The organism is Arthrobacter sp. ZBG10 (genome assembly GCF_001238605.1).
Classification (GTDB): Bacteria; Actinomycetota; Actinomycetes; order Actinomycetales; family Micrococcaceae; genus Arthrobacter.
On record NZ_LFQH01000047.1, the window covers coordinates 111,877 to 125,067 of the forward strand.

Here is a 13,191-nt window from a genome sequence, read left to right on the forward strand (position 1 = left end):
ATGCCGGTCACGCCCGGCGGGTCCCCGGATTATTGGGCACATGTGTGCTAAATAAAGGGGGTGCCAAAAATTGTAGATGCCGATGCCCGCCGCCTTGACGTTGTGGAGGCGGTCCTTCGGATCATCGCCGTGGACGGCCTGGAACGGGCATCCCTCCGGGAAGTAGCGGATGAGGCGGGCCTGGCGGTCGGATCGGTCCGGCACTACTTTGCCGGCAGTGAGGAACTGCTCGAGTATTCCTTCGGTACCGTGGTGGACCGGGTGGTGGGCCGCCTGGCAGCTGCGCTGCCGGACCTGCTCCGGGAACCCGCCGGAACCCCCGGCCAGCGCTCGGCGGTCTTAACCCTGCTGGGCGGACTCCTGGCCCTGGACGAGGAACGCGCCGTGGATCTCTGCGCGTGGATTGCCTTCCGTAACGCTGCCAGGATCCGGCCCTTCCTCGCTCCGATGGCAGGGCGCAGCCACCGGGAAGTGGCAGCAGTGGTGGGGCAGGTGGTGGCCACGCTGCTGCCGGCGGACTGCCCCGACGAACTCCTCGTAGTGGAGGCGGAGCGGTTGCTGGCAACCCTGGACGGGCTGTGCCTGCACGCACTGCTGCAACCCGAGTGGATGACCGCGGCAATGTGCGCCGACGTGCTGGAACGCCACCTCGACGGGCTGCAGGCGTGAACGGCACTTCCGCCGGAAGCACGCGGGAATAGACTGTAGCCAGGGGACGCCGGGCTGGCGCACCAGGCCCGGCACGGGCACGCCAGGGAAGGACTTTGAATGCATCACGCAAGCGGGTCAGGGTGGCAGATCAGCACGGATACGTCCGGGCCGATGATCATCGCGCTGTATGTCCGGGACACCGCCGGGCTCGATGGCGCAGGCTCCCCGGCGCTGTCCCATGCGGCACCGAAGATCCGGCGGGCTGACCACACACACCTCACCGCCGAGGTAGGCGGCATCAGCGCCCTCAAGACCGAATGGGAAGCCTGGTGGGAGCAGCTCCTGAAGGCCCACCCGCACCCCTCGCCGGAGTTGTCGCCGCCCGAATTCGAAGCGTTCGGCAATTCCCCTGCCCTGCAGCGCGTGCTCCAGGCGCACTTCGGTGCGGCCCTGACCTGGGCCCGGGAGCGCCGGAGCGAATATGCCGAGCTTGAGGCCGAGCGTGCCGCCAGCGGATCGGACCAACTGATCGCCGACCTGGTGGACGACAGGCTGATGGAGGTGGGTCGCGACGCCCGGGACTTTTCGCTGACCATCATCGAGCTTCCTCTCAATGAGCAGCGGGCCTGGTACCTGGAGCCGGACAAAATCATCATGAGCCACGGGCTGATGGGCCAGCCGGAACTGTTCCGGAGCTACGTGCAGCCTGTCGTGGAGATGTTGGTCTGACCCAGCGTGATAAGCCGGCTCAGTCCGCCGGGGCCACCGTGATGCGGACTTCGCCGTCGGTTCCGGGGGAGTCCGCCCACCCGGCCTGGTTCTCCCGCGTCCAGCTTCGGCCGGCCACGTCCACCCGGACCACGGCCATACCCTTGGCATTGGCCACCGCCCACTGCGCCACTGACCATGCCTGGCTTCCGCCGGCGGGTACCGTCACGGTCAGGCCGTCGACGGCGGCGCCCAGCGGCCCGTAGGCACGCTCCAGTTCGGCGGCCAGTTCCGCAGGATCCCCGGCCTCATCAACGGAGCGAAGGGTGCACTGCACGGCTTCGGGTGTCTGGCCGGTCAGCCCTGACGCGAAGGACCGGCCCATGTCCTCGTGCTGGGCGTAGGCGGTGGGAAAGGCCGAGCGCTGGACCCGCTGGGCGGCGTCGGTGATTTCCAGGGTCTCGTAGCCGGGGATCTTCACCAGCGCGTCGTAAAACGCGTTGGCCGCGTAGTACGGGTCCATGACCTGCGCCTCGGTGCCCCAGCCCTGGGAGGGCCGCTGCTGGAACAACCCCCGGGAGTCGGGGCCGGCCTGGTCGCCGTGGTCGATGTTGCGCAGTTTTGATTCCTGCATGGCCGTGGCAAGGGCGATGCTGGCGGCACGGGCCGGCAGCCCGCGGCGGACGGCGACGGCGGTGATCAGGGACGCGTGCAGCGCCTGGTCCGGCGCGAGTTCGGCAGTCCTCCCACCGGCCTCGGCCGTACAGCGTTCCGAAACGAGGGTTTCGGAACGCTGTACAAAGAAGACGGCGGCGTAGATTCCGCCGGCCACAAGCGCCACAGCCAGCAGGAGTACTGCGAGGCGGCGCAGGCCGCGTCTTCGTGCCACCGGGGAATCAGTTGGCGTGCAGGGCGGTGTTCAGTTCCACTGTCTGTCCCTTGCGGGCCAGGACCTCCACGGCGCCGCTGGTGGAGTTCCGGCGGAACAGCAGGTTCGGCACGCCGGAGAGCTCGGCGGCCTTAACCACCTTGGTGGTGTCTTCGCCGTCGGCGTCCTTGGGTCCCACCACGCGGACGCGGGTACCGGCGGTGACGTAGAGGCCTGCTTCAACCACGGAGTCGTCGCCGATGCTGATGCCCACGCCGGAGTTGGCCCCAAGCAACACCCGCTCGCCGATGGTGATCCGTTCCTTGCCGCCGCCGGACAGCATGCCCATGATGGACGCGCCACCGCCCACGTCGCTGCCGTTGCCGGTGACCACACCGGCCGAGATCCGGCCTTCCACCATCGAGGTGCCCAGGGTGCCGGCGTTGAAGTTGACGAAGCCTTCGTGCATCACCGTGGTGCCTTCGGCCAGGTGCGCGCCCAGGCGGACCCGGTCGGCGTCGGCAATCCGCACACCGGTGGGGACCACGTAGTCAACCATGCGTGGGAACTTGTCCACCCCGTAAACGGTGACAGCGCCGCGCTTGCGGAGCCGGGCGCGGGTGAGTTCAAAGCCGTCCACGGCGGCGGGGCCGAAGTTGGTCCACACCACGTTGGGCAGTTTGCCGAAGATGCCGTCCAGGTTGATGCTGTTGGGCTGCACCAGGCGGTGTGAAAGGAGGTGGAGCCGGAGGTAGGCATCGACGGTGTCGGCCGGCGCTGCGTCCAGGTCGATCTGGACGAACACCACCTTCTGCTCGGTGCCGCGGTCGGCGTCGTCGCCGCTTTCGGCGATCAGGGTCAGGGCTTCGTCGGCATTCTCGACGGCGCGGAGGTTCTCCGCAGCGACGCCCAGGGCGGGGGCGGGGAACCAGGCATCCAGTACGGTGGCGGATCCGTTGGCCGTGGCGATGGTGGCCACGCCGAAGCCGTATGCGGAACGCTCTCCGGCGGCGGTGGTCGAGGTTTCGGGCACAGCGGAAGCGGCAGTCTCAGTCATGCCTTCCAGTCTAACGAGGGCAGGCACCGGCTTCGAACTAGACTGGCTTCGTGACTGCCCTAACCTCCCCCGAGCCCCCTCCCGCCGCCGCAAGCCTGGAAACGGATGCCGTCCAGGCGCCCGCACGGCTTGATCTCAGGCAGGATGTGGCGCAGCTGACCGCCGCCATCATGGACATCGACAGTGTCTCCGGCAACGAAAAGGAGCTCGCCGACGCCGTGGAGCAGGCGTTGCTGGCCATTCCGCAGCTCAGCGTTGTCCGCGACGGGGACGCCCTGATCGCCCGGACGGAGCTGGCCCGATCCGAACGGGTCATCCTGGCCGGCCACCTGGACACTGTGCCCCTGCCGCTGGTGGCTGGTTCCAAAGGCACCGTGCCCTCCACCTGGGAATCCGGCGTGCCCGGCGAAGGGGTGCTGTACGGCCGGGGTGCCACGGACATGAAGGGCGGGGTTGCGGTCCAGCTGGCACTCGCCGCAGGCATGTTCGACGGCGGTGCGGAGCCTGCGCGCGACGTCACCTTTGTGTTTTACGACCATGAGGAAGTGGAAGCGGTCAAAAGCGGCCTGGGCCGGCTGGTCCGGAACCACGGCGACCTTCTGGATGGCGATTTCGCCATCCTTCTCGAGCCCACCAACGGCACAGTCGAGGGTGGGTGCAACGGCACCAGCCGGTTCGAGGCCACCACAGTGGGAGAGTCCGCCCACTCGGCGCGGGCCTGGATGGGCAGCAATGCCATCCACGCCGCGGCTCCCATTTTGGCGCGGCTCGCGGACTATGCGCCCCGGACGGTCAACGTGGACGGCCTGGACTACCGCGAGAGCTTGAACGCCGTGAAGATCCACGGCGGAACCGCCGGCAACGTGATCCCGGACAAATGCGTGGTGGAAATCAACTACCGCTTCGCCCCGGACAAGGACCCGGACCAGGCGGAAGCCCACGTGCGTGAGCTGCTCGAGGGTTTTGACGTGGTGCGGACCGATGCCGCAGCAGGAGCCAGGCCCGGACTGAACCACCCGGCCGCCGCCTCCTTCGTGGCCGCTGTGGGAGCCGAGCCCAAGCCCAAATACGGGTGGACCGACGTCGCCCGTTTCAGCGAACTGGGGATCCCGGCAGTGAACTTCGGCCCCGGCGACCCGCTACTGGCCCACAAGGACAATGAGCACGTGGACGCGGAGGCCATCCGCACCTGCCTGAAGGCGCTCCAGGACTGGCTGGCCAGCTGACAAAGGACACAAGAAATGGCCCGGATCGTTCGATCCGGGCCATTTCTCTTCGCTGGTTAGGGAGCAGCTGCCTCGACAGCCACCGGGTCAGCCTTGGCTGTGCCGCCGGCGGCTTTCTTGGAACCGCGCCGTTCGATCCACACGGCGAGCCGCGAGATGGCGATGTTGATGGCGATGTACATTGCCGCGGCCACGAAGAACACGGGGAACAGGAAGGCCGGTCCCAGGACGTCCGCCATGAGCTGGACTGCCCGCAGCAATTCGCCGTAGGCCACGATGTAGCCAAGCGAGGTGTCCTTCAGGAGGACCACCAGCTGCGCCACCAGGGACGGCATCATCCGGCGGACAGCCTGCGGAAGTTCGATCAGCATGCGTGATTTGAAGCTGGTCAGGCCGATGGCCAGGCCCGCTTCGCGTTGGCCCTTGGGGAGGGACTGGATGCCTGCCCGGATGATTTCCGCGAAGACTGCGGCGTTGTAGACCACCAAGCCGGCAACGACCGCAATAAATTGCGATGTGCCGAAGCCCAGGAGGATAAACAGCATCATCAGGACCACGGGCATGCCGCGAAGGAACTCAAGGACAACGCGGGTGGGAATCCGGATGGCCTTGAGGTCGGAGATCCGGAGCAGGCACAGCAGTAGGCCTAACGGGAAGGCAATGACGGCGGCCAGCCCCGCGGCCGACAGTGTTGCACCCAACCCGTTGCCCAGCAGGCGCCACACGTCCGCCCGGGTGAAGATCTGCCAGCGCCGGCCCTCAAAGATGCCCTGCTGGCCCAAAGTGAAGATGATCCAGGCCAGCAGCCCGAGGATTGCCAGGCCGCCCACTACGGAGCCGATCAGGGATATCCGGCGGGCCTTGGGGCCGGGAACGTCGTAAAGTACCGAGCTCATCGGGCAATCGCCACCTTTCGCTCCACCGTGCTGGCAAGGATGCCCAGCGGGACGGTGAGAAGGAGATAGAAGAACGCTGTGCCCAGCAGGACCGTGATGACCTGGTCACCGTTGGCGTTGGCCAGCTGCCGGCCGTAACCGAACAGTTCCAGGACGAAGAATGCGCCGGCCACGGAGGAGTTCTTCACCAGGGCGATCAGGATGTTGATCAACGGCGGGATCACCGTCCGCAGTGCCTGCGGGAGGATGATGAGGTTCAGGACCTGGCCGAAGTTCATGCCGATACTGCGGGCCGCTTCGGCCTGGCCTACCGGCACGCTGTTGACACCGGAGCGGACAGCTTCAGCGATGAACGCCGCGGTGTAGGAGCTGAGGGCAATGATGGCCGCCACCTCAAACTGGGCGAACTGGACGCCCAGGCGGGGAAGCACGATTGCGGCAAAGAAGAAGGCAATGGTCAGCGGAGTGTTGCGGAGGATCTCCACGTAGACAGTGCTGAAGCCACGGAGGGCAGCCACGGGCGAGACCCTGGCAGCTGCCAAGAGGGTTCCCAGTACCAGCGCGATCACCCCGGAGACGGCTGACAGGAAAAGGGTGCGGAGAAAGCCCTCCCAGTACAGGGGCAGACTTTCAATGATGACGTCCATATGATCCTTCGGCTCAAGAAGCGGAGGGTGGGGGAGCAATGCAGTGCCGGGGCCGCCGAAGCGCGCCCCGGCACTGCCGTTGAGCCTTAGTAGCGGTTGATCTCAGGCAGTTCGGGCGCGGTCTTGATGACCGAACCGGCGGTGGCCTCCCAGGCCTTCTTGTAGGATCCGTCCTTGCCGAATTCCTCGAGCTGGTCGTTGATCCAGCCACGGAACTCAGTGTCGTCCTTCTTCAGGCCGATGCCGTAGGGCTCCTTGGTGAAGGTCTCGTCAGAGGCCAGCTTGAAAGCGTCCGGCTCCTTGTCCACAAAACCGGCCAGGATCACGTTGTCCGTGGTGATGGCTTCAACCTGCTTGTTGCGCAGCGGCTCGAGGCACGCGGAGTACGTGGCTGCCGGAACGAGTTCAGCGCCGTACTTGTCCACGATCGTGGCGGCGGGGGTGGAACCGGTGACGGAGCAGACTTTTTTGCCCTTGACGTCTTCGGGGGTCTTGATGGAGTCGTTGTCCTTGTTGACCATCAGGGCCTGGCCGGCTTCGTAGTACGGTCCGGCGAAGCTGACAACCTGCTTGCGCTTGTCGTTGATCGTGTACGTGGCGATCACCAGGTCAACCTTGCCCTGCTCGATGAAGGGCTCGCGGTTGGCGGAGACGGTCTCGGACCATTCGATTTTGTCAGCGGCGATGCCCAGCTTGGCGGCAATCAGCTTGCCCATTTCCACGTCGAAGCCAACCGGCTTGCCGTCGAGGCCCACCTGGCCGAAGAGCGGCTGGTCGAACTTGGTACCGATCTTGATGCTGCCGGCCGAGGCGAGCTTCTCCATGGTGGTGCCGGCGGCGAACGTGGGCTTTTCGGCCACGGTGGGGTCACTGCCGGCGGTGCTGCCGCCGTCGCCGCAAGCGGACAGGGAGAGTGCAAGGGCAGCGGTAGCTGCCACGAGGAGTGACTTCCGCCGGGTCATAAATGCCTTCATGACATTCCTTTCATTGATGGCCGTGGGTCACGGCCTGGATGCGAACTTGAGAGTTGAGGTTCGTAAATCAGTGCGTGAGGAGCTTGGACAGGAAGTCCTTGGCCCGGTCACTCTTGGGGTTGGTGAAGAACTCTTCCGGAGTGGCGTCCTCGACGATCTGGCCGTCCGCCATAAAGACCACACGGTCGGCGGCCTTGCGGGCGAAGCCCATCTCGTGCGTGACCACGATCATGGTCATGCCTTCCTTGGCGAGCTGGACCATCACGTCCAGGACCTCGTTGATCATTTCCGGGTCCAGGGCCGACGTGGGCTCGTCGAACAGCATGACCTTCGGCTTCATTGCCAAAGCCCGTGCAATTGCGACGCGCTGCTGCTGGCCGCCGGAGAGCTGGGCGGGAAGCTTGGGCGCCTGATGGCCCACGCCCACCCGCTCCAGCAGCGCCATGGCGTCCTTGTCCGCGGTGGTCTTGGCCACGCCCTTGACCTTGATGGGTCCCAGGGTGACGTTTTCCAGGATGGTTTTGTGTGCAAACAGGTTGAACGACTGGAAGACCATTCCGACGTCGGCCCGGAGCTGCGCGAGTTCCTTGCCTTCTGAGGGGAGGACTTTCCCGTCGATGGAAATGGTGCCGTCCTCGATGGTTTCCAGGCGGTTGATAGCGCGGCAAAGAGTGGACTTACCGGAACCGGAGGGCCCGATGACCACAACAACCTCGCCCTTGCGGACGTTGAGGTTGATGTCCTTGAGAACGTGCAGCTGGCCGTAATGCTTATTGACGGCCTTCAGGGAGACGAGCGAATCGCCGGGCACTTGAGTAGTCATAAAAAAGAATCTAGCGAACAACCGGGCCTTATGATGCGAATCACGCCAAGTTCGCGCCGATCGTGATTCAAGAGATACCTCCCGCCTGAGGTTAGCCTTGGGATATGAGCATCAACGCAGATCCGGCCAAGAATTCCCAGCCGCGCCGTAAAGGCCCCCTTGAACTTCGCCGTGAACAGGCACACGTGGATATGTCCGACCAGCATCTGCTGGATACCACCGGCGCCGGCCAGTTTGTGCATACCGATCCGTGGCGCGTGCTGCGGATCCAAAGTGAGTTTGTTGAAGGCTTCGGCGCCCTGGCGGGCATTGGCAAAGCCGTCAGCGTTTTCGGTTCGGCCCGGACCAAGCCCGGCACCCCGTATTACGAGATGGGAGTGGAAGTGGGCCGGAAACTGGCCGAAGCCGGCGTGGCCGTCATCACCGGCGGTGGGCCCGGCTCCATGGAAGCCGCCAACCGGGGTGCCGTGGAGGGCAAAGGCCTCTCCGTGGGCCTCGGCATCGAACTGCCGTTTGAGCAGGGCCTGAACCAGTGGGTCGACCTGGGGATCAACTTCCGCTACTTCTTTGCCCGCAAAACCATGTTTGTGAAATACGCGCAGGGTTTTATTGTGCTTCCCGGCGGGCTGGGCACCCTTGATGAACTCTTTGAGGCAATGGTGCTGGTCCAAACCCGAAAGGTGACCTCGTTCCCCATCGTGCTGCTCGGCGTTGACTTCTGGTCCCCTATGGTCGACTGGATCCGGGGCACCCTGGTGGCCGAAGGCATGGTGTCCGAAAAGGACCTGGACCTGATCCAGGTGGTGGATGATCCTGCTGAAGCCGTGGACCATGTGCTTCACATGGCCGTCTCTCCGGCGACAAACGGCGAGCAGCGCCCGGAGTAGCGCAGCCCTCTGGTCTGGCACGATGGAACGGTGAGCTTTTTCCTGGTTTTTGTTGCGATCGCGCTCGTTGGTGCTGTCCTGTGGGTCAGTGTGGGCCGGCGTGCCCTGAAGGTGGCGGCACGGCCGGTTCCTGACCTGCTTGAGGGCGGTTTCGAGCAGCCTGCCGCGAACCTTCCGCCGGTGTTGCTCCCGGCCCGGGCACGTCCGGAGGACGTGGACCGGGTGCGGTTTTCGCTGGGGCTCCGCGGCTACCGGATGGATCAGGTGGACGAGGTCCTGGACGAGCTACGGGACCAGTTGGCTGCCAGGGAACGTGATGTGACCGCGCTCCGGACCCGGGTGCTCGCCTTGGAGTCGGCGGCCGACGGCGGGTCCCCGGCTCCGGAATCCGCCGCACCTGCCGCGGAATCCGGCAGCCAGTGAGCACCGCAGTGCGCCGCCCCGGCTTCACCGCCTCGGCGCAGTCCTTCGCTGCCAGGACCGGATCGGCGGTGCGCAACTGGCCCTGGTGGGTCCAGGCCTCGGCCATCTACCTCGCCGCCCGCCTGGTCAGTGCAGGCATCTTTATGGCCGCAGCCCTGCATCAGGGCGTCAACCCGTGGTTCCCGCCCAAACCCGACTACTGGAACTTCATCAACATCTGGGACGCCCGCTGGTACGGCCAGGTGATCGCCAACGGCTACCCATCGGTGCTGCCCACCGATGCTGCAGGCAATGTCCAGGAAAACACCTGGGCGTTTTATCCCCTCTTTCCTGCGCTGTCCGGTGGCCTCAGCGCGCTCACGGGATTGAGGCCAGAGGCCGCCCTCACCATTGTGGCGATGCTCGCCGGGTGGGCCGCGGCCCTGGCCGTGTACCTGCTGTTCCGGCAGAAGGCGGCGCACGCGCCGGCGTTGTGGGGTGTGGCCTTCTTCGCCACGTTCCCGGTGTCGGCGGTCCTGCAGGTCCCCTACGCCGAACCACTGAACCTGTTGCTCCTCGCCGTCGCCCTGGTGCTGGTGATCCGGCGCCGCTACTTCCTGGCCATGCCGGTGGTGGTGCTGCTGTGCCTGTCCCGGCCCGTGGGTGTCCCGTTCGCTGCCATGGTGGGACTGCTCCTGGTGTACCGGTTGATGGAACACCTCCGGAGCCGGCGGGACGGGACCACCGCGGCGGATTCCCACTCCCGGGGTGACCTCACCGCCCTCACCGGCTTGACCGTCGTCGCCGGCCTTTCCGCGCTGGCCTGGCCTGCCGCCGCGTGGGTGGCCACCGGCGACATCCAGGCGTATACCCGTACCGAAACGGTGTGGCGCGGCCACGACCTGGTGCCTTTCAAGCCTTGGTTCGACACCGGCGTCGACCTTTTCGGTCCTGTCCTGGGCCTGCTGTCTCCATTTGTTTTTGTGGCCCTTTTCGGTGCGATGCTGTTCCTGCCGCCCGTGGTGCGGCTCGGCGTCGAAATCCGGCTCTGGTGTGCCTGCTACATGGGCTACCTGGTGATGTTCCTGCACCCGCAGACCAGCACGTTCCGGATGCTGCTGCCCCTGTTCCCGCTGGCGCTCGGCGCGGTGCTGCTGTCCCGCTCCCGGGCGTACCGCGGGACCGTGGTGGTGATGTTCCTGCTGCTGCAGATGGTGTGGATCGTGTGGCTGTGGGCCTGGGCGCAACTGCCCGGCGGCGGGGATTATCCGCCGTAGCCGCCAAGCGCCACCCGGTGTGCCTGCTGCGAATACCCGGTGGACGAAAATGTCCATCGATTAGCTACAGCCGGGTAATTCCGCGATAATAGTAAGTAAGCAAGGACAAAAGCATTCAGAATACGCGCAGCCTTGGCGGGGGACTGACTCCCCGGCATCGCAGCATGCTCGACATGCGGACACAGCCCGACCGGGTTGATCAGTCCTGGGACAAAATGGAGGGGAATTCCTCATGGCGGCTATGAAACCACGCACCGGCGACGGCCCAATGGAAGTCACCAAGGAGGGCCGCAGCCTTATCATGCGCGTCCCGCTCGAAGGCGGCGGGCGACTCGTGGTGGAACTGAACGCTGCAGAAGCGGCCAACCTGAAGGAATGCCTGGTGGGCGTTACCGAATAGCAGTTCCAGCGGACAGGGTCCGCAGCCCTGTGGGCTGCGGGCCCTGTCCTATTTCTTGACTGCCACCAGGAGGCCGTCGCCGGTGGGCAGCATTGCCGAGGCCAGCCTGTCGTCGTCGCGGATGGAGCGGCCCACCTGGCGGAGCACCACCGTGTTGGCGTCCCTGCCGGCCGGGTTGGACACCCGGTCCTTGTCCAGGGCGTCGTTGATGATCAGCAGGCCGGAGCGCTTCAGGAGACGGATGCCCTGCTCAACATAGCCGGGGAGTCCCGGCTTGTCGGCGTCGATGAAGACGAGGTCGTACGCGCCGTCCGTGAGGCGCGGCAGGACGTCGCCGGCGCGGCCGGAGATGGTCCTGGTCCTGTTGGCCGGGCTGCCGGCCTCGGCAAACGCCTCCCGTGCCGCCCTGAGGTGCTCAACGTCGACGTCGATGGTGGTCAGGACTGCCTGCTTGCCGAGGCCCCGGAGCAGGCAGACGCCGGAGACGCCCGCGCCGGTTCCGATCTCGACGGCGGTCTGGGCCTTGGAAGCGGCGGCCAGCACGGTCAGGACAGCACCGACGCCCGGTCCGATAGGCGCTACACCCAGTTCAAAAGAGCGTTCCCGGGCGCGCAGCATGACCTCATCCTCAGCGGGCAGATCTTCTGCATAGGACCAGCTGCTGGATTTGTCGGCGCTCATGGATTTCGCTTTCTGGGCGGGGCGGGAAATGTCTTTTACAGCCTACTGTGTCCGGCCGAAACGTCGGTGCCGGCGGGCATTGCGCCCAAGGCTGAAGTTACGACGCAATCAGGAAATTCCCAGCCAAGTTTGAAAGGATGAATATCCGCTCATCCAAAAGGTGATCGGCGCCGAATCAGAGATGTCAACAGTATCCGGGCGTTTGTAATTCCACGAGGGGAGTGGACGATGTCATCACCAGTTGTGGCACCTGTCCCTGCAGTACACCAGCCTGAGGTCGAATGGGTCCGGCCCACCTGGGAGGAAGTGGTTACCAACCACTCCGCCAAGGTATACCGGCTCGCTTACCGCCTGACCGGCAACAAGTTCGATGCCGAAGACCTCACCCAGGAGGTGTTTGTGCGCGTCTTCCGGTCCCTTGAAAACTTCAAGCCCGGGACCCTGGACGGCTGGCTGCACCGCATCACAACCAACCTGTTCCTCGACCAGGCCCGGCGCAAGACCAGGATCCGGTTCGACGCCCTGTCGGACGACGCCGAGTCCCGCCTTCCCGGCCGTGAGCCCGGACCCGAGCAAAGCTTCGAGTTCAACAACCTTGACCTCGACGTGCAGGCTGCCCTTGAGGACCTGCCGCCGGACTTCCGCGCAGCCGTGGTGCTGTGCGATCTCGAAGGGTTGTCCTACGACGAAGTGGCCGCAGCGCTGGACGTCAAGCTGGGCACCGTGCGTTCCAGGATCCACCGCGGCCGCACCATGCTCCGGGAAAAGCTGGCCCACCGGGACCCGCGCCCGCAGCAGGCCCGCCGGAAGCTGTCCCTGCCGCGCATCGCCGGCATCCTCTGATCGGCGCATGAGGCCCCCCAATCCCTTTGCCGGCCGGCACCAGCGGACAGCCAGCCACCTGCAGGAATGCAGCGACTGTGCCGGCGCTGTGCGCAGGGAACGCCAATACCTCGAACGGCTGCGCGATGCGCCTGTTCCGCAGGCCAGCGAGGACCTGACAGCCCGCCTGCTGGCCCGGACCCACGAGTTCGCTGCCCGACAACCGGCAGCACAGCCTGAGCCGCCCCGCAGGTTTGCACGTGCCGTGGCATTGACTGCAGGCGGAACCGTGGCGGCCGCCGGGGTCCTTGCCGTGGGTGCCCTGGCCGTCTCCGGCTCGCCGCTGCCTGATTCCACTTCCCCGGCTGCGCTGTCCCATGTTTCGGCCCGGACGCCCGCGGACGGCCGTGCCCTCACGGCCAGCCAGCTTGCCCTGCTCCGGGACGAGGGCTGGGCATGCCCGGAACTGGCCGGCCTGGGATTCCGCCTTGAATCGGCCCGGGCCCTGGTAATCGAGGGGCAGCCTGCCGTGGAGATCCGGCTTTCGGACGGCATCCATTACGCCACCGTGACGGAGCAGCATTCGTCCGCCGCCGCGCTGCGCACCGCGGCGGACGGCGTGGAGCTCCGCAGCGCCTCGCCCTGGTCCGTGACCTACCGGGCCGAGGGCCGGACGTTCACCTACGAATCGGACCTTCCCGCCGAGCAGGCCGATGACGCCGTGCCCATCCTGGAACGCGTCAGCGCGCAGGCCGGCGCGGGTGTCGCGGCGGAAGCGCCGGCGTCGGGTACTGTGGCGGGAGAGTCCCTGGCCCACCGGCTGCAGCGCGGACTGAACAGGATTGTGACCCTTTTGACCCAGTAAAGCGGGC

At 65.8% G+C, this 13,191-nt stretch carries 16 protein-coding genes; 9 read left to right on the forward strand and 7 right to left on the reverse strand.

Annotated features, from left to right (window positions below):
- Positions 1–60: 60 nt before the first annotated feature.
- Together ACU18_RS12195 and ACU18_RS12200 are read left to right on the forward strand one after the other, a co-directional pair.
- Entirely contained in the window at positions 61–669 is a 609-nt protein-coding gene (locus tag ACU18_RS12195) for a TetR/AcrR family transcriptional regulator (protein ID WP_050685878.1), read from the forward strand.
- 99 nt (positions 670–768) lie between these two features.
- Positions 769–1,380, forward strand: a complete 612-nt coding sequence (locus tag ACU18_RS12200) for a hypothetical protein (protein WP_050685880.1) — start codon at positions 769–771, stop codon at positions 1,378–1,380.
- Positions 1,381–1,399: 19 nt separating this feature from the next.
- Here the strand turns inward: ACU18_RS12200 and ACU18_RS12205 are convergent, their stop codons facing one another.
- Both ACU18_RS12205 and dapD read right to left on the reverse strand, forming a co-directional pair.
- Positions 1,400–2,248 (reverse strand): hypothetical protein, encoded by an 849-nt coding sequence (locus ACU18_RS12205; RefSeq protein WP_050685882.1) that lies wholly within the window; start codon positions 2,246–2,248, stop codon positions 1,400–1,402.
- A gap of 7 nt (positions 2,249–2,255) precedes the next feature.
- Positions 2,256–3,284, reverse strand: a complete 1,029-nt coding sequence (gene dapD, locus ACU18_RS12210) for a 2,3,4,5-tetrahydropyridine-2,6-dicarboxylate N-succinyltransferase (protein ID WP_050685884.1) — start codon at positions 3,282–3,284, stop codon at positions 2,256–2,258.
- Between the two features lie 95 nt (positions 3,285–3,379).
- Between dapD and dapE the strand changes: the two genes are divergently transcribed.
- Positions 3,380–4,510 (forward strand): succinyl-diaminopimelate desuccinylase, encoded by a 1,131-nt coding sequence (gene dapE / locus ACU18_RS12215; protein WP_050685978.1) that lies wholly within the window; start codon positions 3,380–3,382, stop codon positions 4,508–4,510.
- A 56-nt stretch (positions 4,511–4,566) separates the two neighbouring features.
- Here dapE and ACU18_RS12220 read toward each other — a convergent pair whose 3' ends face one another.
- From ACU18_RS12220 to ACU18_RS12235, 4 genes are all read right to left on the reverse strand, one after another.
- Positions 4,567–5,406, reverse strand: a complete 840-nt coding sequence (locus ACU18_RS12220) for an amino acid ABC transporter permease (RefSeq protein WP_050685885.1) — start codon at positions 5,404–5,406, stop codon at positions 4,567–4,569.
- On the reverse strand, positions 5,403–6,053 hold the full coding sequence (locus tag ACU18_RS12225; protein WP_050685887.1) for an amino acid ABC transporter permease: 651 nt from the start codon (positions 6,051–6,053) through the stop codon (positions 5,403–5,405). The genes ACU18_RS12220 and ACU18_RS12225 overlap by 4 nt, the downstream gene beginning before the upstream one ends.
- An 86-nt stretch (positions 6,054–6,139) precedes the next feature.
- Entirely contained in the window at positions 6,140–7,027 is an 888-nt protein-coding gene (locus ACU18_RS12230) for a glutamate ABC transporter substrate-binding protein (RefSeq protein ID WP_050685889.1), read from the reverse strand.
- Positions 7,028–7,094: 67 nt separating this feature from the next.
- Positions 7,095–7,850 (reverse strand): amino acid ABC transporter ATP-binding protein, encoded by a 756-nt coding sequence (locus tag ACU18_RS12235; protein WP_050685890.1) that lies wholly within the window; start codon positions 7,848–7,850, stop codon positions 7,095–7,097.
- A 104-nt stretch (positions 7,851–7,954) separates the two neighbouring features.
- Between ACU18_RS12235 and ACU18_RS12240 the strand changes: the two genes are divergently transcribed.
- From ACU18_RS12240 to ACU18_RS19325, 4 genes are all read left to right on the forward strand, one after another.
- Positions 7,955–8,737, forward strand: coding sequence for a TIGR00730 family Rossman fold protein (locus ACU18_RS12240; protein WP_050685891.1), 783 nt, complete (start codon positions 7,955–7,957; stop codon positions 8,735–8,737).
- Between the two features lie 30 nt (positions 8,738–8,767).
- Complete coding sequence (locus tag ACU18_RS12245; RefSeq protein ID WP_050685892.1) at positions 8,768–9,160, forward strand: DivIVA domain-containing protein; 393 nt, start codon at positions 8,768–8,770, stop codon at positions 9,158–9,160.
- Positions 9,157–10,416, forward strand: coding sequence for a hypothetical protein (locus tag ACU18_RS12250; protein WP_050685893.1), 1,260 nt, complete (start codon positions 9,157–9,159; stop codon positions 10,414–10,416). The genes ACU18_RS12245 and ACU18_RS12250 overlap by 4 nt, the downstream gene beginning before the upstream one ends.
- A gap of 232 nt (positions 10,417–10,648) precedes the next feature.
- Entirely contained in the window at positions 10,649–10,816 is a 168-nt protein-coding gene (locus ACU18_RS19325) for a DUF3117 domain-containing protein (protein WP_009357720.1), read from the forward strand.
- A gap of 48 nt (positions 10,817–10,864) precedes the next feature.
- Here ACU18_RS19325 and ACU18_RS12255 read toward each other — a convergent pair whose 3' ends face one another.
- Positions 10,865–11,497, reverse strand: coding sequence for an O-methyltransferase (locus ACU18_RS12255; protein WP_050685894.1), 633 nt, complete (start codon positions 11,495–11,497; stop codon positions 10,865–10,867).
- A 228-nt stretch (positions 11,498–11,725) separates the two neighbouring features.
- On the opposite strand from ACU18_RS12255, the gene sigE reads away from it, so the two are divergent.
- Both sigE and ACU18_RS12265 read left to right on the forward strand, forming a co-directional pair.
- Positions 11,726–12,340, forward strand: a complete 615-nt coding sequence (sigE, locus tag ACU18_RS12260) for an RNA polymerase sigma factor SigE (RefSeq protein WP_050685895.1) — start codon at positions 11,726–11,728, stop codon at positions 12,338–12,340.
- 7 nt (positions 12,341–12,347) lie between these two features.
- Positions 12,348–13,184 carry a hypothetical protein gene (locus tag ACU18_RS12265; RefSeq protein WP_050685896.1) on the forward strand — a complete coding sequence of 279 codons (837 nt, stop codon included), beginning with the start codon at positions 12,348–12,350 and terminating at the stop codon, positions 13,182–13,184.
- Positions 13,185–13,191: the final 7 nt, after the last annotated feature.